At 63.3% G+C, this 20,923-nt stretch carries 24 protein-coding genes; 11 read left to right on the forward strand and 13 right to left on the reverse strand.

The features are described from left to right. Positions 1-110 precede the first annotated feature (110 nt). Positions 111-2,390, forward strand: coding sequence for an NADP-dependent malic enzyme (locus ACX82Z_RS18370; protein WP_459590452.1), 2,280 nt, complete (start codon positions 111-113; stop codon positions 2,388-2,390). A gap of 73 nt (positions 2,391-2,463) precedes the next feature. Further along, entirely contained in the window at positions 2,464-3,543 is a 1,080-nt protein-coding gene (locus tag ACX82Z_RS18375) for an endonuclease/exonuclease/phosphatase family protein (protein WP_459590454.1), read from the forward strand. An 8-nt stretch (positions 3,544-3,551) separates the two neighbouring features. Here the strand turns inward: ACX82Z_RS18375 and olsB are convergent, their stop codons facing one another. The 6 genes from olsB to ACX82Z_RS18405 form a co-directional block, all read right to left on the reverse strand. Further along, positions 3,552-4,421: a l-ornithine N(alpha)-acyltransferase gene (gene olsB / locus ACX82Z_RS18380; protein WP_459590456.1), complete on the reverse strand. Its 870-nt coding sequence runs from the start codon at positions 4,419-4,421 to the stop codon at positions 3,552-3,554. Between the two features lie 81 nt (positions 4,422-4,502). Beyond that, complete coding sequence (locus ACX82Z_RS18385) at positions 4,503-6,221, reverse strand: ATP-binding protein (protein WP_459590457.1); 1,719 nt, start codon at positions 6,219-6,221, stop codon at positions 4,503-4,505. A 1-nt stretch (position 6,222) separates the two neighbouring features. Then, positions 6,223-7,212 (reverse strand): acrylyl-CoA reductase (NADPH), encoded by a 990-nt coding sequence (gene acuI, locus ACX82Z_RS18390; protein WP_459590458.1) that lies wholly within the window; start codon positions 7,210-7,212, stop codon positions 6,223-6,225. A gap of 58 nt (positions 7,213-7,270) precedes the next feature. Further along, positions 7,271-7,777: a signal peptidase II gene (lspA, locus tag ACX82Z_RS18395; protein ID WP_459590460.1), complete on the reverse strand. Its 507-nt coding sequence runs from the start codon at positions 7,775-7,777 to the stop codon at positions 7,271-7,273. Continuing rightward, positions 7,774-8,622, reverse strand: coding sequence for a TrmH family RNA methyltransferase (locus ACX82Z_RS18400; RefSeq protein WP_459590461.1), 849 nt, complete (start codon positions 8,620-8,622; stop codon positions 7,774-7,776). The genes lspA and ACX82Z_RS18400 overlap by 4 nt, the downstream gene beginning before the upstream one ends. Continuing rightward, positions 8,619-9,545: a class I SAM-dependent methyltransferase gene (locus ACX82Z_RS18405; RefSeq protein ID WP_459911871.1), complete on the reverse strand. Its 927-nt coding sequence runs from the start codon at positions 9,543-9,545 to the stop codon at positions 8,619-8,621. Before ACX82Z_RS18405 ends, ACX82Z_RS18400 begins: the two co-directional genes overlap by 4 nt. 192 nt (positions 9,546-9,737) lie before the next feature. Here ACX82Z_RS18405 and ACX82Z_RS18410 point away from each other — a divergent pair, with 192 nt between their 5' ends. Both ACX82Z_RS18410 and ACX82Z_RS18415 read left to right on the forward strand, forming a co-directional pair. After that, the gene (locus ACX82Z_RS18410; RefSeq protein ID WP_459590463.1) at positions 9,738-10,436 is read left to right on the forward strand and encodes an HAD family hydrolase; all 699 of its coding nucleotides are present in this window, start codon (positions 9,738-9,740) and stop codon (positions 10,434-10,436) included. Between the two features lie 2 nt (positions 10,437-10,438). Next, positions 10,439-11,395 (forward strand): alpha/beta hydrolase, encoded by a 957-nt coding sequence (locus ACX82Z_RS18415; protein ID WP_459590464.1) that lies wholly within the window; start codon positions 10,439-10,441, stop codon positions 11,393-11,395. A gap of 3 nt (positions 11,396-11,398) precedes the next feature. Here ACX82Z_RS18415 and ACX82Z_RS18420 read toward each other — a convergent pair whose 3' ends face one another. From ACX82Z_RS18420 to sppA, 3 genes are read right to left on the reverse strand one after another with little or no spacing between them, the layout of a single operon-like run. Next, positions 11,399-11,704, reverse strand: a complete 306-nt coding sequence (locus ACX82Z_RS18420) for a DUF1049 domain-containing protein (protein WP_459590466.1) — start codon at positions 11,702-11,704, stop codon at positions 11,399-11,401. A 31-nt stretch (positions 11,705-11,735) separates the two neighbouring features. Then, the gene (locus tag ACX82Z_RS18425; protein ID WP_459590467.1) at positions 11,736-12,026 is read right to left on the reverse strand and encodes an integration host factor subunit beta; all 291 of its coding nucleotides are present in this window, start codon (positions 12,024-12,026) and stop codon (positions 11,736-11,738) included. A gap of 54 nt (positions 12,027-12,080) precedes the next feature. Next, entirely contained in the window at positions 12,081-13,049 is a 969-nt protein-coding gene (gene sppA / locus ACX82Z_RS18430; protein ID WP_459590468.1) for a signal peptide peptidase SppA, read from the reverse strand. 293 nt (positions 13,050-13,342) lie between these two features. On the opposite strand from sppA, the gene lptC reads away from it, so the two are divergent. The 4 genes from lptC to rpoN all read left to right on the forward strand — a co-directional run bounded on the left by lptC (position 13,343) and on the right by rpoN (position 16,944). Continuing rightward, the gene (gene lptC, locus ACX82Z_RS18435) at positions 13,343-13,996 is read left to right on the forward strand and encodes an LPS export ABC transporter periplasmic protein LptC (RefSeq protein ID WP_459590469.1); all 654 of its coding nucleotides are present in this window, start codon (positions 13,343-13,345) and stop codon (positions 13,994-13,996) included. After that, positions 13,993-14,553 carry an LptA/OstA family protein gene (locus ACX82Z_RS18440; RefSeq protein ID WP_459590470.1) on the forward strand — a complete coding sequence of 187 codons (561 nt, stop codon included), beginning with the start codon at positions 13,993-13,995 and terminating at the stop codon, positions 14,551-14,553. Before lptC ends, ACX82Z_RS18440 begins: the two co-directional genes overlap by 4 nt. Positions 14,554-14,559: 6 nt before the next feature. Further along, on the forward strand, positions 14,560-15,345 hold the full coding sequence (lptB, locus tag ACX82Z_RS18445; RefSeq protein ID WP_459590471.1) for an LPS export ABC transporter ATP-binding protein: 786 nt from the start codon (positions 14,560-14,562) through the stop codon (positions 15,343-15,345). Positions 15,346-15,450: 105 nt separating this feature from the next. Further along, positions 15,451-16,944: an RNA polymerase factor sigma-54 gene (gene rpoN, locus ACX82Z_RS18450; protein ID WP_459590472.1), complete on the forward strand. Its 1,494-nt coding sequence runs from the start codon at positions 15,451-15,453 to the stop codon at positions 16,942-16,944. A gap of 45 nt (positions 16,945-16,989) precedes the next feature. On the opposite strand, the gene ACX82Z_RS18455 is transcribed toward rpoN, so the two are convergent. Next, positions 16,990-17,184 (reverse strand): hypothetical protein, encoded by a 195-nt coding sequence (locus ACX82Z_RS18455; RefSeq protein ID WP_459590473.1) that lies wholly within the window; start codon positions 17,182-17,184, stop codon positions 16,990-16,992. 3 nt (positions 17,185-17,187) lie between these two features. On the opposite strand from ACX82Z_RS18455, the gene hpf reads away from it, so the two are divergent. Both hpf and ptsN read left to right on the forward strand, forming a co-directional pair. Next, positions 17,188-17,769, forward strand: a complete 582-nt coding sequence (gene hpf / locus ACX82Z_RS18460; protein ID WP_459590475.1) for a ribosome hibernation-promoting factor, HPF/YfiA family — start codon at positions 17,188-17,190, stop codon at positions 17,767-17,769. 45 nt (positions 17,770-17,814) lie between these two features. Further along, entirely contained in the window at positions 17,815-18,276 is a 462-nt protein-coding gene (ptsN, locus tag ACX82Z_RS18465) for a PTS IIA-like nitrogen regulatory protein PtsN (RefSeq protein WP_459590477.1), read from the forward strand. A gap of 54 nt (positions 18,277-18,330) precedes the next feature. On the opposite strand, the gene ACX82Z_RS18470 is transcribed toward ptsN, so the two are convergent. Both ACX82Z_RS18470 and ACX82Z_RS18475 read right to left on the reverse strand, forming a co-directional pair. Beyond that, positions 18,331-18,588 (reverse strand): BQ00720 family protein, encoded by a 258-nt coding sequence (locus ACX82Z_RS18470; protein ID WP_459590479.1) that lies wholly within the window; start codon positions 18,586-18,588, stop codon positions 18,331-18,333. A gap of 77 nt (positions 18,589-18,665) precedes the next feature. Next, positions 18,666-19,091 carry an Hsp20 family protein gene (locus ACX82Z_RS18475; RefSeq protein WP_459590481.1) on the reverse strand — a complete coding sequence of 142 codons (426 nt, stop codon included), beginning with the start codon at positions 19,089-19,091 and terminating at the stop codon, positions 18,666-18,668. 115 nt (positions 19,092-19,206) lie between these two features. Here ACX82Z_RS18475 and ACX82Z_RS18480 point away from each other — a divergent pair, with 115 nt between their 5' ends. Then, the gene (locus tag ACX82Z_RS18480) at positions 19,207-20,148 is read left to right on the forward strand and encodes a nucleoside hydrolase (RefSeq protein WP_459590483.1); all 942 of its coding nucleotides are present in this window, start codon (positions 19,207-19,209) and stop codon (positions 20,146-20,148) included. On the opposite strand, the gene ACX82Z_RS18485 is transcribed toward ACX82Z_RS18480, so the two are convergent. Next, positions 20,149-20,868, reverse strand: coding sequence for a sulfate transporter family protein (locus tag ACX82Z_RS18485; protein WP_459590485.1), 720 nt, complete (start codon positions 20,866-20,868; stop codon positions 20,149-20,151). Positions 20,869-20,923: the final 55 nt, after the last annotated feature.

Raw genomic sequence — 20,923 nt, forward strand, 5'->3', positions numbered from 1 at the left:
AAACTTGGTCTCCCTGCTTGGCGATTTACAGCGGCGAAGTGTAGCCTTATTCGCAAATGCCCGGCAAAACTCCACAAGAACGCGACCGGGCCGGAGGAAAAACGAATATCATGCCGAAAAAGACCGAACCGTCCACGCCGTCCGTCAGCCCTGCCGAAGCGCTCGATTTCCATGCGCAGGGGCGGCCCGGAAAGCTGGAGATCAACCCGACCAAGCCGATGGCGACGCAGCGCGACCTGTCGCTGGCCTATTCTCCGGGGGTGGCGGTTCCGGTCAAGGCGATCGCGGAGGACCCGTCCCGCGCCTTCGACTACACGACGCGCGGCAACATGGTCGCCGTCATTTCGAACGGCACCGCGATCCTCGGTCTCGGCAATCTGGGCGCACTGGCCTCCAAGCCGGTGATGGAGGGCAAGGCCGTGCTCTTCAAGCGCTTCGCGGATGTCGATTCCATCGACCTCGAAGTCGACACCGAGGACGCCGACGAGTTCATCAACTGCGTCAAGCTTCTCGGCCCCTCTTTCGGCGGCATCAACCTCGAGGACATCAAGGCCCCCGAATGCTTCATCATCGAGCAGCGTCTGCGCGAGGTGATGGACATTCCCGTCTTTCACGACGACCAGCACGGCACCGCGATCATCGCGGTCGCCGGCCTCATCAACGCGCTGCATCTGACCGGTCGCGACATGGCGACGACGAAGCTCGTCTGTAACGGCGCGGGCGCGGCCGGCATCGCCTGTATCGAACTCGTCAAGTCGCTCGGCTTTACGCCGTCCAACGTCATCCTGTGCGACACCAAAGGCGTCGTCTATCAGGGCCGCGAAGAGGGCATGAACCAGTGGAAGTCGGCGCACGCCGCGCCGACCAAGGCGCGTTCGCTGGCCGACGCCGTCGAAGGCGCGGACGTCTTCTTCGGCCTGTCGGCCAAGGGCGCGCTGACACCGGCCATGGTTCAGTCGATGGCCAAGAACCCGATCATCTTCGCCATGGCCAACCCCGATCCCGAGATCACGCCGGAGGAAGTCGCCGAAATCCGTACCGACGCGATCATGGCGACGGGGCGTTCCGATTATCCCAATCAGGTCAACAACGTCCTCGGCTTCCCCTACATCTTCCGCGGCGCGCTCGACGTACGCGCGACGACCATCAATGACGATATGAAAGTTGCCGCCGCACAGGCGCTCGCCGATCTTGCCCGTCAGGACGTGCCGGACGACGTGGCGGCCGCCTATCAGGGCAACCGGCCGAAATTCGGCCCGAACTACATCATCCCCGTGCCGTTCGACCCGCGCCTGATCTCGGCCATTCCGGCGGCCGTCGCCCGCGCTGCGATGGATACCGGCGTGGCGCGCAAGCCGATCCTCAACCTTGAAAAGTACCAGCAGGAACTGTCGGCGCGGCGCGACCCGATCGCCTCGACGCTCCAGCGCATCTACGACCGCGTGCGCCGCCAGCCCAAGCGTATCGTCTTTGCCGAAGGCGAGGAAGAACAGGTCATGCGCGCCGCCGTCTCCTATGCCAGCCAGAAGCTCGGCACGGCGATCCTGCTCGGCCGCGACGACGTGATTGCGGAAAACGCCCGCAATGCCGGTGTCGATCTCGACCGACCCGGCATCGAGATCATCAATGCACGCCTGTCGCGCCGCAACGGCATTTATGCCGACTATCTCTATGAGCGCCTGCAACGAAAGGGCTATCTCTTCCGCGATGCGCAACGCCTCATCAACAACGACCGCAACCATTTCGCCGCGACGATGGTCGCGCTCGGCGACGCCGACGGCATGGTGACGGGCGTTACGCGCAACTATTCGACCGTTCTCGACGACGTGCGCCGCACGATCGACGCACGGCCCGGCCACCGCGTCATCGGCGCTTCCATCGCCCTGTGCCGCGGGCGCACCGTCATCGTCGCGGACACCGCCGTCCACGACATGCCGAACGCCGTCGAGATCGCCGACATCGCGGAGGAAGCGGCCGGGTTCGCGCGACGGATGGGGTATGAACCCCGCGTCGCCATGCTCGCCTATTCCACCTTCGGGCATCCGGCCGGCGAGCGCTCCGAGCGCGTGCAGGAGGCGGTCAGGCTTCTCGACAAGCGCCGCGTCGATTTCGAATATGACGGCGAAATGGCCGCCGATGTCGCGCTCAACCCGAAGCTGATGGCACAGTATCCGTTCTGCCGGCTTTCCGGCCCGGCGAACGTCCTTGTCATGCCGGCCTTTCACTCGGCGTCCATCGCCACGAAGATGCTTCAGGAACTGGGCGGATGCACTGTCATCGGGCCGTTACTCGTCGGGCTTAACAAGCCGGTCCAGATCGTCTCGCTGAACGCCAAGGACAGCGACATCGTCAACATGGCGGCCATCGCCGCCTACAGTTCGGTAAGCTGAACCTCGCCTCGCTGGAACGCCGGGCGGGGAAACACATTATGGTTCACTTGCCCGCTTTCCCGGAGAAAATTGCGTGTTCCTGACAATTGCCGCGTTCACGCTCTTTCTCGTCGTCGCGACCGTCCTGCCGTTCCTGCCCGCCTCGCACGGCATCGTGCGCGTCGGCGACTTTCCGCGCCAGCAAATCTTCTGGCTCGCGCTGGCGCTTTTGATAGCCAGCACCGTCTTCGGCGGCGACGAGACCGCCTGGCGCGTCATGCAAATGGCGCTCGCGGCCATCATCGTCATCCAGGGCAGGCATATCGTCCGTTACACGCCCTTGTGGCGCAAGCAGACTGTCGATGCCGGCCCCGGCGACAAGGGCGTCTCGCTCAAGCTTGCCTCTGCCAACGTCAAGATGGGTAATGACCGCTATGAGGCCATGCGCACGGAAATCGCGCGCGTGGACCCCGACATCGCCGTCTTCATGGAAGTCGACGACAAGTGGCGCGACGGCCTTGCCTCGCTGCTCGATACCTATGACCACGTCGTCGACGAGGCGCGCGACAATTCCTACGGCATGATCGTAGCGTCGAAGCTTCCCCTGTCGAATTTAACGGTGGAGGAGCTTCTGACCGATGGCGTGCCGTCCGTCATCGCCACCGTCACCGTCGAGGACGGACGATCATTCCGGCTTTACTGCCTCCATCCGGAACCGCCAGTCCCCCACAAGGGCACCGAAGGCCGCGACGGCGAGACGGCGCTCGCCGCACTCAAGGTGAAGGACGAGACCCTGCCCGTCATCGTCACCGGGGATTTGAACGACGTTGCATGGTCGCTAACGACCGAGCGATTTCGCAAGGTCAGCGGGCTGCTCGATCCGCGCATCGGCCGGCGCGTCTTTTCCACCTTCGATGCGCGCCTGCCGTTCCTGCGCTGGCCGCTCGACCACCTTTTCCACTCGCCCGAGTTTCGACTGGTCGGCATGGAGCGGCTTGCCGCCAGCGGCTCCGATCATTTTCCCGTGCTGTTCGAGTTGTTGTTCTGCGACGAGGAAAAGGCACATTCGCGACCCGACACCCCGGATAGCGGCGACATCAAGGATGCGCAGGAGGTCGTGAAGGACGCACGCGCCCGCGACGAAGAAGCGATCGGAACGGACTGGGAAAAGTAGCCAGGATTTCAGGCGGCGAAGCGCTCGGCATCGGCCCCATAATAGGCGATGTAGCGTGCCGAAATCTTTTCCACGGGCAAAATGACGAACACGTCGGTCGTCCCGAACGGCTCATCCACCACGCAACCTTCGCCCACCATGGCACCCAAACGCAGATAGCCCTTGATCAGCGGCGGCATGGCGGCGAGCGCCTGACGGGCCTGCACAGCTTCGGCCGGCATCAGGTCCATCGTGTGAAAGCGATCATCGACCGCGCGCACGGAGAAGTCCCCTTCCGCGCGGCAATTGTGATGCAGGAAGGAGAGCGCTTCGGCATGGCGCGCGGGCACGATCCCATCGAAGGAAGCGCAGCCTGCCATCAGATTGATGCCGCGATGGCGCGTATAGGCCCAGATGCCCTGCCACAAAAGCTCTACCGTGCGCTTCGAGCGATAGGCCGGGAGAACGCAGGAACGGCCGAGCTCGAGAATGTTGAGACCTGGAAGCCGAGAGGCAAGCCCGCCAAGATCGAATTCCTGATTCGAATAGAAGCCGCCCGAAGCGATCGCCTTTGCCTGCGGCAACAGCCTGTAGGTGCCGACGACGCGTGCCTCATCAGGCCCCGGAAGCGACGCATCCAGCACGAGAAGATGGTCGCACACCGCGTCGAACCGATCGGCATCGCGCGCAAGCGCAGCATCTCCCGTCACGCCGCGCTCGGCGAAGAAAACGCGATAGCGCAGGCACTGCGCTGCCTCGACCTCGGCGTCGCTTATGGCGAGGCGCACTTCGAGGGTACCGATGCGGCCGAGAAGGCCGTCTCTCCGATGGGGCGCAAAGGTCTCATCCGTCATGACAAGGCCGGTCGTCTCTTGGCTCGGAAGAAGGATCGGGTTCATCTGCCTGTCTCCACCTCGTGAAGAGGGGGTTACAGGCGCATCGCAACACTAGCATGACAGGCCGGAAAAGTCATAGCGCGGTCAGGCGCGAAGGGCTTCCAGCGCCGAGATCAGGTGCTCGGGATCGACCGGCTTGGCGAGAACGCCGTTGGCCCCGCGTGCAAGCATCGCCTCGCTGATCTCGGCGCGTTCATCCGCCGTCAGGACGATGATCGGCACCGGCAGCAGGCCGTTCGCGCTCTCATGGGCGCGGATTGCCGCGATCGCCTCCATGCCGTCCATGACCGGCATCTGGTAGTCCATCAAAATGACGTCATGCCGCATGCCCGGCCGCGAGGTCGCGGCTTCCACGGCCTGCCGCCCGTTGGACACGATATCCACGCGGTGGCCGGCACGCGTCAGGGCCGACCGCGCCAAAAGCGCATTGATCTCGTTGTCCTCGGCGACCAGAACGGCGAGCGCGGCACCGGATGGCGTGCGGGTGAGCGGTCTTTGCGAATCGCGATGGCCGACATCGTCGAGCAGCACCTTCAATAGCGTGTCGCGGCGCAAGGGGCGCGGCAGGAAATGGGCATATCCGTGAGCGCGGAAATGTCCGACCCGGCCCCGCGCCTTAGGATCGATGAAAATGATTGCACGCGCTGAGCCGCCGAGCGCCTCGCGCAAACGGGTCAATGCCGTGCCCCGATCGTCCTCAAGCTCGGCATCGATGATGAGTATGTCGTGGCCGTCGGTCTCGATCCGCCCCACCTCCTCGACGCTCTTCGCGGCAGTTGCGATACCGCCATTGTCGGCGATGGTCAGGCGCATCGCCTCGCTTTCGATGCCGTTGCGCGACACGATCAGAACCCGGTTGCCGACGAGCGCATCCGCCGCCATCGCGGCATGATCGAGGACGTCCACCGGAATCTCGGCCGTGAAGGCCGAGCCTTCGCCGCGTTGGCTCGTCGCCGAAAGTTCACCGCCCATCGCCTCGGCGATCCGCCGCGAGATCGCGAGGCCGAGCCCGGCTCCGACCTGACGCGAGGCCGTTTCCTCGCCGGCCTGTTCGAATTCATGGAAGATGCGTTCCAGATCGGCGGGTTCCAGCCCCGGTCCCGTATCGCGCACCTCGAAACGCAGCATGGCGCGGCCGTGCGCGTTTCGGCAAGAGACGGCGACGAGGACACCGCCACGGTCGGTGAACTTTATCGCGTTGCCGACGAGATTGAGCAGAACTTGGCGCATCTTGCCGCCGTCGAAAATGGCCCGGTCGGGCACGTCGCGCGCGACATGGAGCCCTAGGCCGATGCCCTTTGCATGTGCGCGCGAAGCCAAGAGTTCGACGACGTTTTCGGCAAGTTCGCGTGGCGATGCCGGGCGCAAATCGAGTTCGAGCCGGCCATTTTCCATCTTCGAATGATCGAGCAGATCCTCGACCAGAGCCAGAAGCGCGTTCGACGATGTCGTGATGGCACCCACATAGGTCGCCTGTTCGGGCGTCAGTTCCGTCTGGCCGAGCAGCCGCGCCATGCCCATGATGCCGTTCATCGGCGTTCGGATTTCGTGGCTGACAGTTGCGACGAAGCGCGATTTGGCCGCGTCCGCCGCCTCTGCCTCCCGAGCCTTGCGCACGGCGTCCTCGAGTTCGACGCGTGACACGTTTGCTCTAAAAAAACGCGCCGCCGCAATACCGAGGCCGCAAACCGCCAATGCAGCAACGACGACCGGATGCGAGCCGACGAAAAAGGCGACCACCGCCATCAAAAGCAGGAAGGCGGCCGCCATAATTGCAAGCGTGTTGACGGCCACACGCAGCATTTCACATCTCGACGACGACGCGGCCGCGTATCTTGCCTTCGACGATGTCCTGCGCCGCTTGCCGGATGCCGGAGAAGGGGATCGTCGTCGACAGGTCGGAAAGCTTTGCCGTGTCGAGATCGGTCGCGATGCGCCGCCACGCTTCCTCGCGAAGCGCGCGCGGAGCCATGACCGAATCGACGCCGAGCAGCGACACACCGCGCAGGATGAAGGGCATGACGCTGGTCGGCAGGTCCATGCCGCCGGCAAGGCCGCACGCGGCCACTGCGCCGCCATAGGACGTCATCGACAGGACGTTCGCCAGCGTGTTGCTGCCGACCGCGTCGATGCCGCCGGCCCAGCGCTCCTTGTTCAGCGGCTTGGCGGGCTGGGACAGTTCCTCGCGGTCGATGATGTCCTGCGCGCCGAGCGATTTCAGATAGGCGGTTTCGGACGTGCGCCCCGTCGAGGCGATGACGTGGTAGCCGAGCCTTGCGAGGATGGCGATCGCGACGGAGCCGACGCCGCCGGCTGCGCCCGTAACGACGACCGGACCACGCGCCGGCACGATGCCATGCCGCTCCAGCGCCATGACGCACAGCATCGCCGTATAGCCGGCGGTGCCGACCGCCATCGCGTCGCGCGCGCTGATGCCGTCAGGCAGCCTGACCAGCCAGTCGCCGTTGACGCGGGCGCGGGCCGCATAAGCGCCGTGATGCGTTTCGCCAACACCCCAGCCATTGAGCACGACCTTGTCGCCTTCCTTCCAGTCGGGATGGCTCGACGACGTCACCGTGCCAGCGAAATCGATACCGGGAATGAGCGGCCATCGCCGCACGACCGGCGCCTTGCCGGTGATGGCCAGTCCGTCCTTGTAGTTGACCGTGGTCGCTTCGACCGAGACGGTCACGTCGCCGTCCATCAGGTCGGCATCCGTCAGTTCGACCTCGTCGACCGACTGCACCTTGTTCTCGTCGCGGCTGACGAGGATGGCCTTGAAGCTGTCCGGCATGCTCACTCCCTGATCCGTGCCCTTGTTGCCCGGACTTTGGGACCTTGCCCGTCCTGCGTCAATCTTCGAGCTGCGAGTTCCCGGCGCGCCGGCTTTTGCGCCAGGCGATCAGTTCCTCCACGATGACCAGCCCCGCGCCGACAGTGATGAAGGCGTCGGCGAGATTGAACACCGCGAAGGACCAGTTTGGCAGGTGGAAGAGCAGGTAATCCACCACATAGCCGAGAAAGACCCGGTCAATGAGGTTGCCGATCGCGCCGCCGATGATCAGCGCGAAACCGATGCGCGCCCAGCGCTGATGCGCGTCCGTCTGCCGGGCGAGATAGAGCACGAAGCCGGTCACCACCGTCGTCAGGACGACGAGGCCGACGGAGCCGAAGTCCGACAGAAGCGAAAACGCGATGCCGGTATTGTGCGTGCGAAACAGCGAGAAGAACGGCAGTATCTCGATGCGCTCATGCATCGCCATGCCGGTCTCGACAGCATATTTGATCCACTGGTCCACCGCGACGGCGAGGATGACGACCAGACCGTAGCCGATCAATGTTTTGCGGTTGACGGTCACAGTCTGTCTCCGATTGCGAGCGCAGCGCGGCGCACTTCATAAAGCATGATGCCGGTGGCGACCGACAGATTGAGCGAATCCGCCCGCCCTGCCTGTGGAATGCGCACCAGTTCTTCGCAGGCCGCGGCCAGATTCTCGGGCAGGCCCTGCTGCTCGTTGCCCATCAGGAGAACGACCGGCCGGCCTGCGTATGACGGCGTGCGGTAATCGACCGAGCCCTTCAGATGCGTACCGATCAGCGCCGCCTTCGTCTTCGCCATCCATTGCAGGAACGCATCGGGAGCCGCGCGAGCCACCGGTACGGAAAAGACCGAGCCCATCGTGGCGCGCACCGTTTCCAGCGAGAACGGATCGGTCGTCTCGCCGACGAGGATGACGCCTTTCGCGCCGACCGCGTCGACCGTGCGAATGATGGTGCCCAGATTGCCCGGATCGCGCACCCGGTCGAGCGCGATCCACACATCGTCGCCGGATGGCGCGATGTCGGCGAGCTTTGTCAACTTCTGCTCGAAAACGCCGACCACCATTTGCGGATTGTCGCGCCGCGTGATCGCACCGAGCACCTTTTCGGAAACTTCCAGAACCAGCCCACCGCTCGCGACGGTGCGGGAGGCGACCTTCTCGACCGCCGGATTGCCTCGCCCGGCCTTGGAATAAATCAGCGTGCGGATCGTCCAGCCACCGTCGAGCGCATCGATGACAAGCTTCAGGCCCTCGGCCATGAAGGCGTTCTGCTCGTCGCGATACTTCTTCAGCGCAAGCGCCTTGATGTCCTTGACGATCGGGTTCGAAAGGCTGGTGATTTCCTTCACCTGCCCGACACGCGGGGTTCGATGCTCGCTCATTCGGCCACCCAGCGCGAGAACAACGAGGTCGAGAGCGCCCGGCCGGCAGACTTTTCCCGGATGATGAGTTCGCCCGATTCCACGCGCCCGCCGCGGCTGGCGAAAATATCGCGCATCAGCGCATGGATCGCGAAGAAGGACGAGCGGATCGAATAGGCGGTCAATACGACGCCGATCGGCTTTTCGGTCAGGATCGCGCGACAGATGTCGGCCATCGCCGGCAAATCCTCGAAAAGCTGCCAGACCTCGCCCTTTGGTCCACGCCCGTAGGCAGGCGGATCGAACAGGATGATGTCGTAGCCGTTGCCGCGCCGTTCCTCGCGCTCGACGAACTTCATCGCATCCTCGCAGATCCAGCGGATCGGCTTGTCGGCAAGACCGGCCATGTCCTGATTTTCGCGTGCCCAGCCGATCGCCTTCTTCGATGCGTCGACATGGGTGACTTCCGCGCCGGCGCGCGCTGCGACGAGCGAGGCAAGGCCGGTATAGCCGAAAAGATTCAGCACCTTGACCGGGCGCTTCGCCGCCTTGATCCAGTCTTCCATCTGACGCCAGTGCGAAGCCTGTTCGGGAAAGACGCCGACATGGCGGAACGAGGTGAAACGGCCGAGATAATCGATGCCGTCATGCTTCATCGGCCAGGTCTCGCCTAGCGCGGTTTTCGGGAAGCGCCAGCGGCCCATCCCCTCCTCGTCCGTGTCGCCGGTGAAAATCGCGTCGACATTCTCCCAGTCGCGGGGGCCGAGCGCCGGCTGCCAGATCGCCTGCCCCTCGGGACGCACGATACGGTAGGGGCCATATTGCTCGAGTTTCTGCCCCGCGCCGGAATCGATCAGCGCGTAGTCGTCATTGGGTTCGACTTCGAGGATCAACGGCAGTCTTTCGGCGGGCAGCGCGCCAGTGCGGCGCGACAGGTCGCGCACGGGCTTTTGAGCCGGCGTCGCCTCGCGCGGTGCGCGTTCGGGCCTGTCTTGCCTGTCGCGGCGCTTCTGGCGCTCCTTCGGCTTCAACTTCTGATGTCTCCTGGAAAACGGTCGCGCGCTTCTGACATAGAGGCGCGGATATCGCAAGGAAAGCGGCTTTTCCGATGCTCATGGAGGCATTAGAACGCGGACATGGCGCAAAAACTTCACACGATCGGCTTCGATGCCGACGACACGCTCTGGCAGAACGAGCAGTTCTTCCGCATGACCGAGGCGCATTTTGCCGAACTCCTCGCCGACCACGCCGAAAAAGAGCACCTGACCGAACGCCTGCTGGAAGCCGAAAAGCGCAATCTCGGACATTACGGCTTCGGCATCAAAGGCTTCACGCTTTCGATGATCGAGACGGCGATCGAAGTGACCGACGGCAAAATTCCCGCCGAGACGATCGCGAAGCTTCTTGCCGCCGGACGAGAGATGCTGCGCCATCCGGTCGAAACGTTGCCTTATGTCACCGAGACGCTCGAAGCGCTCGCGGGCCGGCACCGGCTCGTGCTGATCACCAAGGGCGATCTCTTCGATCAGGAGCGCAAGCTCGCCGCCTCAGGGCTCGGCGATCATTTCGACGCCATCGAGATCGTCTCGGACAAGTCGGCGGCGACCTACCGGCGCGTCTTCGCGGGTAATTTGCAGAACGCAATGATGATCGGCAATTCGCTCAAGTCCGACGTCCTTCCTGCGCTCGAAGTCGGAAGCTGGGGCGTCTATATTCCGCATGCTTTGACATGGACTTACGAACATGCCGAAAAGCCGGAAGCCAATCCGCGCTACCGTGAAATGGACGATCTGTCGGGGCTTGCGCCGCTGATCGAGGAAATCGAGGGAACCTGACGTTGAAAAAAGCCGCTTTCCTCGCCGCCACGCTTCTGGCGACGCCTGCGATTGCCGAAGAGCGCGAGATTTTCGTCGAGGTCGAAAACGGGCCTTTGGCGGGTATGCTGACGACTCCCGAAAGTCCGGCCGTAACCCCGCCTGTCGTCATCATTCCCGGGTCCGGCCTCACCGACCGCGACGGTAACAGCCCGCTCGGCATCAGTGCCGCACCCTATCGCCTTCTGGCCGAAGACCTCGCTGCCGAAGGCGTGCCAACGATCCGCGTCGACAAAAGGGGCCTGTTCGCCAGCACCGGCGATTTCGGCGATCCCAACGCGGTCACCTTCGATGACTATGCCGCCGACGCGCAGGCGTGGATCGATACCGCAATGGAGGCAACCGGCGCGCATTGCGCATTCCTGCTCGGCCATAGCGAAGGCGGGCTGACCGCGCTCGTCGCCGCGCAACAGGCGGAGAATTTGTGTGGTCTCATCCTCGTCGCCACGCCCTCGCGCCCGCTTGGCCAGACGATCTTGACGCAATTGCGCGCCGATGCGGCCAACGCGCCGCTGATGGAGGATGCCGAACGTGCCGTCGAGGCGCTGGAAGCAGGCGAGACCGTTGACGTCACCACCATGAATCCGGCGCTTGGCGGCCTTTTTTCACCGGCGATCCAGCCTTTCCTGATCGACGCTTTCGGGCGCGATCCCGCCAGCCTCATTGGGAATGTGCATGTTCCGCTAAAGATCGTTCAGGGCGGGCGCGACATGCAGATCGGCGAGGACGACGCCGCGCGTCTCGCCGCCGCCTATCCGTCGGCGGAGTTTTTGATCATTCCCGAGATGAACCACGTTTTGAAAGTCGCGCCTGCAGGCGACCGGGCGGGCAATATTGCGACCTATGTCGACCCGGACCTGCCGCTGGCGACGGGCGTGGTAGAAGCGATCGCGGAGTTCGTTCGTTCGGCTGAACGCTGACGCTCAGGCGCGCGGACGGGCGACCGCCTTGCCGGCGGCGTCGACCGGCTCGCTATGGCCCGACCGATATTGACGCGCCATCTTCCGGTAGGGCGCCTGGCGCATCCAGGTCGCGATCGAGCCGAGAAACATGCCGAGGATCAGCGCCAGGAACAAAAGCACGAAAAGCGGCGCTTCGACCGTCAGCGCCGGATTGTCGGCGTTGAACGGATCGATCGACAGCGGCACCCAGCCGCGGTTCGCCACCGCGACGGCGATCAGGATGATCGCGACCGGAATGTAGACGGCGAGGCCGATGAATTTGCGCATGCGTGCTTCCTGCTGTTGCGTTTGAAGAGCGTCAGGACGGCGCGTCGACGTTCAGTCGCTCACGCAGTTCCTTGCCCGTCTTGAAGAAGGGAACCCATTTTTCCTCGACTTCAACGGCCTCGCCGGTGCGCGGGTTCCGGCCGGTGCGCGCGGGCCGGTTCTTGACCGAAAAAGCGCCGAAGCCGCGCAACTCGACGCGATTGCCCTGCGCCAGTGCGTCTGCGATCTCGTCAAAGATCGCGTTGACGATATTTTCCACGTCGCGCAGGAAGAGATGCGGATTGCGGTTGGCAATCGTCTGCACCAGTTCTGATTTGATCATCGCTCTATCCCTCTGTTAGGACACCGCATCTAGCTAGATGATTTCATTCGTTTTTTAGTCGGCCTTCAAAGAGGCGCGAGGTTGCCAGACCGATACGAGGCCGTCAAGAAACAACGGCTCCAGCCCGGCCTTTGCAAAAAGGTCGTCCGCCAGCCGGTCCAGTCCGATCAGCCCGGCGATCGTCGCCTGCGATCCGAGCGAGAACCAGCCGCCCTCGTTGCGCGGTCTCCATTCGACCACCGAAAGGTCGCCGTCGACGCCGCGCGTGCCCAGCCACGCGACCGCTTCGTCTTCGCCGCCGAGCGTATCCACCAGACGGCTTTCGAGCGCCTGACGTCCGGTGAAGATCGACCCGTCGGCAAGAGCCAGAACCTCCTGCCGCGACATCGAGCGGCGATCCTCCACGAGGCCGACGAACCAGTCGTAGCTGTCCATGACCAGCGCGCGGATCATGGCGCGTTCCTCGTCGGTCGTCGGCGTGAAGGGCGACGGCTCGGCCTTCAGCGGCGAGGATTTCACGCCATCGACCCCGATGCCCCAGTTTTCCATCAGCCCCGTCAGGTCCGGATACTGGATCAGGACACCGATCGAACCGACGATGGACGACTGACGCGCGACGATATGATCGGCGGCGCTCGCCACCATGTAGCCTGCTGAAGCGGCGAGCGTTCCAACCTGCGCCACGACTGGCTTTTCGGCCGCAAGCTTACGGATTTCCTCGAACAGCGCCTCGCCACCCGCGGTCGTGCCGCCCGGCGAGTTGATATGAAGGACGACGCCCTGGACGAGCGCGGATTCGCGGACGCGCTCCAGCCGCTTCAAAAGTTCGTCATCCTCGGTGATCGTGCCGTGGATGTTGATCCGGGCGATGTGGCTTGCAGCCGCGCCCGTTGCGCCGCGCCAGAAATAGCTCGCCGCGCCCACGACAATCGCCGCAACAAGCACGATTGCGGCAATGCGCCAGAAGGAAAGTTTGCGCCGCAGCCGCCTGCGGTCGATCAGATCGTCGGCTCGTCCGGCCATGCCGCCTCGTCCTCTCGTCAAAAGGGTGGGTCAGAACCCGCTGTCTTACTGCAAGGCGCGCGGCGATAGAAGGGGCAGCAGCGCCGTTTGCGCGCGGCATAGACCTTTTCATCAGCCGGAAAAACACCATATTGGCCGCTAATAAGTCCGCGGAGATTTTTGTTCATCGAAATTTCAGGTACCGCAGGCGATAGGCTTCCTTCGCTGGCCGTGCTTGCTCTGATGTTGTTTTTCACGCAAAAGCCGCAAGGCTCCGCCCCTTGGCGACCGCAGATCCGACAAAGGTACTGGCAATGACACGCTTGGAGATATCGAACGATCCGTTCGAAAAGGCACGTCGTCATTCGCGCCGCGTGCGCCTTTTGAAGACTGTTTTGCCGATCGGCGCGATTGTATTCGCCGCCGTCTTCATCGCAGCGATCTATATTTCCTCGCCAGGCTCGCTCGGCTTCCAGCTCGGTTCCACCTCGGTCGAAAACGGCCGCCTCGTGATGCAGGACCCCAAGCTCGACGGCTTCACCTCCGATAACCGCGCCTATTCGATGACGGCCTCGCGCGCATCTCAGTTGATCGGCGACGGCAACCGCATCGATCTCGAGGGCATCGACGCCAGATTGCCGCTCGACGCGGACGACTGGATCACCGTGACGGCCGAAACCGGAACGTTCGACCGCGCCGCCAATCGCCTGGAAGTGACGAGCCCGATGCGGGCACGCACGGAAAAGGGCATCGACGCCCGCTTCCAGTCGGCATCGGTCGATATTTCGTCTGGAACACTGGAAACGTCCGATCCGGTCGAAATCGATCTTGACGGCACGCGCGTTAGCGCCGACTCCATGCAGATCATCGATGATGGTACGATCATGATCTTCGAAAACCGGGTGCGCATGCGCATCGAAGGCGACAAGCTGCAATCGGCGGCCACGACAAACGGGGTGATGCAATGATGAGGGGGATCGGCGGCTTGCCCGCACTGTGCGCGATGGGGATCGCGTTGATGCTGACGGCGACCGCGCACGCGCAGCAGACCGGGCGCATGTCCGGGCTGCAACTCGAAGGCGACCAGCCGATCGAGATCGAAAGCGACCGGCTGGAGGTTCGCGACAACGAGGGAACGGCTGTCTTCACCGGAAATGTGCAGGTCGTGCAGGGCGAGACGACGCTGCGCGCCGGGCGCATGGTGGTCCACTATGTCAGTGACGGAGCTGGCGGCTCGACGCCGTCGACCGGTTCGTCTGATATCGAGCGCCTCGAAGTCGAGGGTACTGTCCATATCGCGACCGCGACGCAGGTCGCGACCGGCGACCGCGGCACGTTCGACATGCGCACCGACCAACTCACGCTGACGGGCAGCGAGGTCGTCCTGACGGAAGGCGATAACGTCATCGTCGGCTGCGCGCTGACCGTTCAGATGAGCACGGGCGTCGCCAATCTTGACGGCTGCGGCAGTCAGGGCGGCGGGCGTGTACGTATGCTGCTTCAGCCGGGTTCGCGAGGCCAGTAACCCGGCATGCTGAACCAGACGGACATTGCGGGCGAGCCGCAGGCGGCCGCCGACGACCGCAGCCGCTTCAAGGGCACGCTCATCGCACGCGGGCTGACGAAGAGCTACAAGGGCCGCCAGGTCGTCTCGGGCGTTTCGATCGGCGTACGCGCCGGCGAAGCGGTGGGACTTCTCGGACCGAACGGCGCCGGCAAGACGACGTGCTTTTACATGGTCACCGGGCTCGTCCCCGTCGATCAGGGCACGATCGAGATCGACGGCAACGACGTGACGTCGCTGCCGATGTATCGGCGTGCGCGGCTCGGTATCGGCTATCTGCCGCAGGAGGCCTCCATTTTTCGCGGCCTTTCGGTCGAACAGAACATTCGCGGCATCCTTGAAATCACCGAAAAGAACCGCGCACGGCGCGAGGAGCGCCTCGACGAGCTTCTGGACGAGTTCCACATCGCGCATCTGCGCAAGGCGACCTCCATCTCGCTGTCGGGCGGCGAGCGCCGCCGCCTCGAAATCGCGCGCTCGCTCGCCAGCAATCCGAAGTTCATGCTGCTCGACGAGCCTTTCGCCGGCGTCGATCCGATCGCCGTCTCCGACATCCAGCATCTGGTGCGGCAACTGACCTCGCGCGGCATCGGCGTTCTGGTCACCGACCACAATGTGCGCGAGACGCTCGGCCTGATCGACCGCGCCTATATCATCCATGCCGGACAAGTACTCACGCACGGCCGGCCGCCCGAAATCGTCGCCAACCCGGATGTTCGGCGGCTTTATCTGGGCGAAGGGTTTACTCTTTAGCCAAATCCGACCCGGAAAACGCCCGATCGTCTTGACAAGCAAGTCCCGGGCCAGTTTTGTTGCCCTGACAAGAGGTCGATCACGATCCTGACGGGACAGGGCAATATGGGGCTTGGCGCGAGACTACAACTGCGGCAATCGCAATCGCTGGTGATGACACCGCAATTGCTGCAGTCGATCCGTCTGCTGCAGTTCACCCAGCTCGAGCTCGACGCGTTCATCGATGCCGAAATCGAGCGCAACCCGCTTCTGGAAAGAGCAGAAGCCGAGGAACCCGTCAATGACGAGCCTTCGGGTAGCGAACCGTCCTCCGAGGACGGTGTCGACCAATGGTTCGATGCCAGCGACCAGTCGAGCTCGCAGCGCATGTCCGACCAGCTCGACACGTCGCTCGAAAACGTCTTTCCCGACGAACCGGGCATCGGTGCCTTGCCCTCGTCCAGCCGGGTTTCAACCGGCCAGGTCGACAATGATTTCGATTTTCTCGAACTCACGGCGGCGCGGCCCGATCTGCGCCAGCATGTGCGTGAACAGATCGCCCTCACCATCCGCGATCCGAAGGATCGGCTGATTGCCGGCGAACTGGCCGACGCGCTCGACGACGACGGCTATATGCGCGCCGACATCGGCGAAATCGCCGATCGCCTCGGCGCGGCGCAAGGCGATGTCAAGCACGTTCTAGCCTCCTGCCAGACGTTCGATCCGGCCGGTCTTTTCGCGCGTGATCTTTCCGAGTGTCTTTCGCTGCAATTGCGCGCCCGCGACAGGCTCGATCCGGCAATGGCTGCGATGATCGGCAATCTGGAACTCGTCGCACGGCGCGATTTCGCAGGCCTGAAGCGGCTGTGCGGGGTCGATGAGGCCGACCTTCTCGACATGCTGGCCGAATTGCGCGGGCTCGACCCGCGGCCCGGCCACGCCTTCACCGTCGAGACGGCGGAAATCATCAAACCCGACGTGGTCGTGCGCGCCGCGCCGGACGGCTCGTGGGCGATCGACCTTAACGCGGATGCGCTACCGCGCGTTCTCGTCAACCAGACATATGCGGCAACCGTATCGCGCGGATCGCGCGACAGCCGAGACCGCGAATTCGTCTCCGAATGCCTGCAGAGCGCCAATTGGTTGGCGCGCTCGCTCGACCAGCGCGCAAAGACGATCCTCAAGGTCGCAGCCGAGATCGTGCGCCAGCAGGACGCGTTTCTGGCCCATGGCGTGCGGCATCTGCGGCCCCTGAACCTGAAGCAGGTCGCCGAGGCGATCGGCATGCATGAATCGACCGTCAGCCGCGTCACGGCAAACAAATTCATGATGACGCCGCGCGGCGTCTTCGAATTCCGCTATTTCTTCACAGTCGCCATCGCGGCCGCAGGCGGCGGAGACGCGCATTCGTCCGAGGCGGTGCGCGACCGCATCCGCGCGATGATCGACGCGGAGCATCCGGGCAACGTCCTTTCCGACGACGCCATCGTCGCCGTCCTTGTCAAGGAGGGAATCGAGATCGCCCGGCGGACCGTCGCGAAATATCGCGAGGGCATGAACATCGCTTCCTCCGTCCAGCGGCGGCGCGAAAAACGCGCGCGTGCGGCGCTGACCGCTTAAGCCGCCGCGCTCTGGCGCCTTCGTTGACAAGATGGCGTTTAGGGACTAGAAGCCGCGCCGCAACGAACCGGGCGTCGATGCCGTCCGGTAATCCTCATGCGCCGACGCGCCCCATTCGACGTTAGTGGGTGAAAGATCGGGCGGGAAAACCTTGTGCAGGCTGGTCACGGGTATAAACTCGACTACGTAGTCCGGGTGGGGGCAAACCACCTTGATCAGCATGAACAGAAGGTCATACATCTCATGAGCCTGCGTATTTCGGGAAAGCACATGGAAATCGGCGACGCGTTCCGCGCGCGCATCGAAAGCCGGATCGGCGATGCCGTCGACAAGTATTTCGACGGCGGATTTTCAGGCCGCGTCACCGTGGAGAAGTCAGGTTCACGTTTTACCGCCGACTGTACGATCCATATCGATACCGGAATGGTTCTCCAGGCCACAGGCCAGGCGCAGGACCCGCAACTTGCTTTCGACGGTGCGGCCGAGCGCATCGAAAAGCGCCTGCGTCGCTACAAGCGCCGCCTGAAATCGCACAATACGGGCACCAACGGTGTCGATCCCGTCGACATGGCCTACCGCGTCATGGCGCCAGTCGGCGATGACGACGAGGAAGTGCCGGACGACTACGCGCCCGCGGTCGTTGCCGAATCCACCGTCGCCCTCAAGACCCTGTCGGTCGCCAACGCGGTCATCGAACTCGACACCCAGGACACGCCGGTCGTCGTCTTCCGCAATGCGGGAACGGACCTCGTCAATATCGTATATCGTCGCCCGGACGGGAATATCGGCTGGATCGACCCGTCTTCGGCCCTGGGCACGAACTAGGCACCGGCGGCGGGGGCTCGCCGGTCAATCCAAGAGGCTTTTTCCATGGATCTGAGCGATCTGATCGAAGTGTCGGCAGTGATGCCGGCACTCAAGGCGAATTCGAAGAAGCAGGTTCTCCAGCTTCTTGCCGAAAAGGCGGCATCGATCACCGGTCTGCCCGAGCGTGAAATCTTCGATACCATCCTGCAACGCGAACGGCTCGGCTCCACGGGCGTTGGCAACGGCATCGCCATTCCCCACGGAAAGCTTGCGGGCATCGATCACATCACAGGCGTCTTCGCACGCCTTGCAACGCCGATCGATTTCGAAGCGCTCGACGATCAACCCGTGGATTTGGTCTTCCTGCTTCTGGCGCCCGAAGGCGCGGGAGCCGATCACCTCAAGGCCCTGTCACGCACGGCCCGCCTTTTGCGTGACAGCGACATCGTCGCCAAGATCAGGGGCACGACGGACGCGTCGGCAATTCACAGCTTCCTTTCGGAGAATGCCATCGGCGCGGCCTGAACGAACAGGCGCGACACGAAAAAGGCGGCTCGAAGCCGCCTTTTCTTTGCCCGGTCAGTGGATGCTGACGGGTGTCAGATCGTTTTGCATCGCGCCCGCCAGCGCGGTTTCACGCTGATCCGTCAGAAGGATCGGCCGGCCATCAGCGGCGAAGACCGCCCACAATTTCAGGCCGGATGCGATCTCCGGCATCTCGGGGAACTTGCCGCGCAGATCGTCGGAGTCCATCTGGCGCAGATAAGCCACCGTACCCTCGCCCAGATGGGCAAGTTCGTCGTTGGTCAGCGGGTTTTCGTGATAATTCTCAGTCATTTGAGCCTCCTGAGCATGGCGGGCCGTTCAGTGAACCAACCCGCAGCCGAGCTATCGGTTCCGACTGATCCCATGGATCAGTCTTTCACCGAAATGTTGATCTTCTTTACCAGTCTTTCAGGTTCCGGACGGTCGAGATCAATCTCCAGCAAGCCATTGCGCAAGGCCGCGCTCGTCACGCGCATGCCGTCCGCAAGGACGAAGATGCGCTGGAACTGGCGCGCCGCGATGCCGCGGTGCAGGAATTCGCGCGTCCCGTCATCGACCTGTTTGCCACGCACGACGAGCTGACTTTCCTCGATGGACACATCGAGATCGCTCTCGCCGAACCCGGCGACCGCAAGCGTTATGCGCAGACGATTGTTGCCGTTCTCGCCCGGGGAAATGCGTTCGATATTGTAGGGAGGATAGCTGTCGCCCGCCTTGGCAACGCGCTCCAGCGTCTTTTCCATCGTATCGAAACCGAGCAAAAGCGGATTCGAAAAAGGTGTCATTCGCGTCATATGCGTGTCCTCGAAGAGCGACGGTGCTGGCCCGACCCCGAAGGCGTCATGGCCGTTGATTATGATATGGATTGTCGCCATACGCAGTTCAAGTCGCAGAAGGGACACGAGACACATGCCGCAGCCAGCCAAGATCATCATCGATACGGACCCCGGTCAGGACGACGCCGTGGCGATCCTTCTGGCGCTGGCAAGCCCCGAACTCGACATCGTCGGCATCACCGCCGTCGCCGGCAACGTGCCGCTTTCGCTGACGGGAAAGAATGCGCTCAAGATCTGCGAGCTTGCCGGCCGGCGAGACGTCAAAGTCTATTCGGGTGCTATACGCCCGTTGATGCGCGCACTCGTCACCGCCGAAGAAGTGCACGGCAAGACCGGTCTCGACGGTCCGGACCTGCCCGAGCCGACCATGGCTTTGCAGGACGAGCACGCGGTCGACTTCATCGTCCGCACGCTGATGACCGAAGAGCCGGGCACCGTGACGCTTTGCCCCCTCGGGCCGCTGACGAACATTGCGCTGGCGCTGATCCGCGAACCGAAGATCGCAAGCCGCATCAAGCAGATCGTGCTTATGGGCGGCGGCTATTTCGAGCAGGGCAACGTGACGCCTTCGGCCGAGTTCAACATCTATGTTGACCCGCACGCGGCCGACATCGTGTTCCGCTCGGGTGTGCCCATCGTGATGATGCCGCTCGACGTGACCCACAAGGCGCTGACGACGCGCGCGCGCGTCGAGGGCATCCGGGCCATCAACACTCCGGTCGGCAAGGCGACGGCCGAGCTTCTCGATTTCTTCGAGCGCTACGATGAAAGCAAATACGGCACCGATGGCGGGCCGCTGCACGACCCATGCGTAATCGCCTATCTCATCCAGCCCGAATTGTTCATGGGTCGGGAGTGCAACGTGGCTATCGAAACGGCGTCCGAACTGACGATGGGTGCCACCGTCGTCGACTGGTGGGGCGTCACGGGCCGCGAAAAGAACGCGAAAGTCATGCGCGACATCGATGCCGACGGTTTCTTCGCGCTTTTGACGGAGCGGCTGGCCCGCTTGTAATCAGGCGAGCGCATCCCGCTTCGAAATCGCCTTGTGCAGATGCACCATCAGCGCCGCCGCAAAGAGCGGCGTCGCGAGATTGAGGACAGGCACGGCAAGCAAGGCGGCGATCATGAAGCCCGCGATCAGCACAGTACCTGAATGGCGCTTGCGCAGCGCCTTCGCCTCGTCCTCCGAGCGAAAGCGCATGGCGGCGAATTCGAAGAATTCACGGCCTAGCAAATAGCCGTTGACGACGAAAAAGGCGATCAAATTCACGCCCGGCACCAGAAGCAGTGTCAGGGCCAGAAGGTTGCCGAGAATGACGATGCCGAAGAATTTCAGCGACAGGATCGCAGCCCGCACGAGTGGAACCGCTTCTCCCGGTGGGTCTTCGGGGTATTGCCGCTTTTCGACCACCTCGGCGACGTCGTCGAGAAAAAGGCCGGCGATGATGGCGGTGACCGGCGCAATGAGGAGCGCCAGTCCAGCTGCCAGACCCAGCCCGGCCGCAATGCCCGCAAAGACGCCGAACCAGTCTGCCCAGCGCTCGGCCCAGCCGGGCATGTCGGGAGCCATCACCGACAGCCATGGCAGCAAAAGCCACTCGAACAGATAGCGCAGGCCGAACCATAGCGCGATCAGGACGAGCAGCGTCAGCCCGATCGTCTTCCAGAACGTCGTGCGAAATTCCGGTTCGGTCAGGTTTGCAGCGGCGCGGCGTGCGGCGGTCAGGATCATGCGGCGAGTTCCCGTGTTTGGCGTGAGATAGGCGGCGCGCACCACCGCGGCAAGG

It is taken from the genome of Aliihoeflea sp. PC F10.4 (assembly GCF_054612275.1).

Coding starts and splice junctions, on each gene's coding strand:
- ACX82Z_RS18410 (WP_459590463.1), top strand. CDS start 9,738: ATGGCGCAAAAACTTCACACGATCGGCTTCGATGCCGACGACACGCTC.
- olsB (WP_459590456.1), bottom strand. CDS start 4,421: ATGAACCCGATCCTTCTTCCGAGCCAAGAGACGACCGGCCTTGTCATG.
- lptC (WP_459590469.1), top strand. CDS start 13,343: ATGACACGCTTGGAGATATCGAACGATCCGTTCGAAAAGGCACGTCGT.
- ACX82Z_RS18370 (WP_459590452.1), top strand. CDS start 111: ATGCCGAAAAAGACCGAACCGTCCACGCCGTCCGTCAGCCCTGCCGAA.
- ACX82Z_RS18470 (WP_459590479.1), bottom strand. CDS start 18,588: ATGACTGAGAATTATCACGAAAACCCGCTGACCAACGACGAACTTGCC.
- ACX82Z_RS18400 (WP_459590461.1), bottom strand. CDS start 8,622: ATGAGCGAGCATCGAACCCCGCGTGTCGGGCAGGTGAAGGAAATCACC.
- ptsN (WP_459590477.1), top strand. CDS start 17,815: ATGGATCTGAGCGATCTGATCGAAGTGTCGGCAGTGATGCCGGCACTC.
- lptB (WP_459590471.1), top strand. CDS start 14,560: ATGCTGAACCAGACGGACATTGCGGGCGAGCCGCAGGCGGCCGCCGAC.
- ACX82Z_RS18420 (WP_459590466.1), bottom strand. CDS start 11,704: ATGCGCAAATTCATCGGCCTCGCCGTCTACATTCCGGTCGCGATCATC.
- rpoN (WP_459590472.1), top strand. CDS start 15,451: ATGGGGCTTGGCGCGAGACTACAACTGCGGCAATCGCAATCGCTGGTG.
- ACX82Z_RS18385 (WP_459590457.1), bottom strand. CDS start 6,221: ATGCTGCGTGTGGCCGTCAACACGCTTGCAATTATGGCGGCCGCCTTC.
- ACX82Z_RS18425 (WP_459590467.1), bottom strand. CDS start 12,026: ATGATCAAATCAGAACTGGTGCAGACGATTGCCAACCGCAATCCGCAT.
- ACX82Z_RS18440 (WP_459590470.1), top strand. CDS start 13,993: ATGATGAGGGGGATCGGCGGCTTGCCCGCACTGTGCGCGATGGGGATC.
- ACX82Z_RS18485 (WP_459590485.1), bottom strand. CDS start 20,868: ATGATCCTGACCGCCGCACGCCGCGCCGCTGCAAACCTGACCGAACCG.
- ACX82Z_RS18480 (WP_459590483.1), top strand. CDS start 19,207: ATGCCGCAGCCAGCCAAGATCATCATCGATACGGACCCCGGTCAGGAC.
- ACX82Z_RS18475 (WP_459590481.1), bottom strand. CDS start 19,091: ATGACGCGAATGACACCTTTTTCGAATCCGCTTTTGCTCGGTTTCGAT.
- ACX82Z_RS18455 (WP_459590473.1), bottom strand. CDS start 17,184: ATGTATGACCTTCTGTTCATGCTGATCAAGGTGGTTTGCCCCCACCCG.
- hpf (WP_459590475.1), top strand. CDS start 17,188: ATGAGCCTGCGTATTTCGGGAAAGCACATGGAAATCGGCGACGCGTTC.
- acuI (WP_459590458.1), bottom strand. CDS start 7,212: ATGCCGGACAGCTTCAAGGCCATCCTCGTCAGCCGCGACGAGAACAAG.
- sppA (WP_459590468.1), bottom strand. CDS start 13,049: ATGGCCGGACGAGCCGACGATCTGATCGACCGCAGGCGGCTGCGGCGC.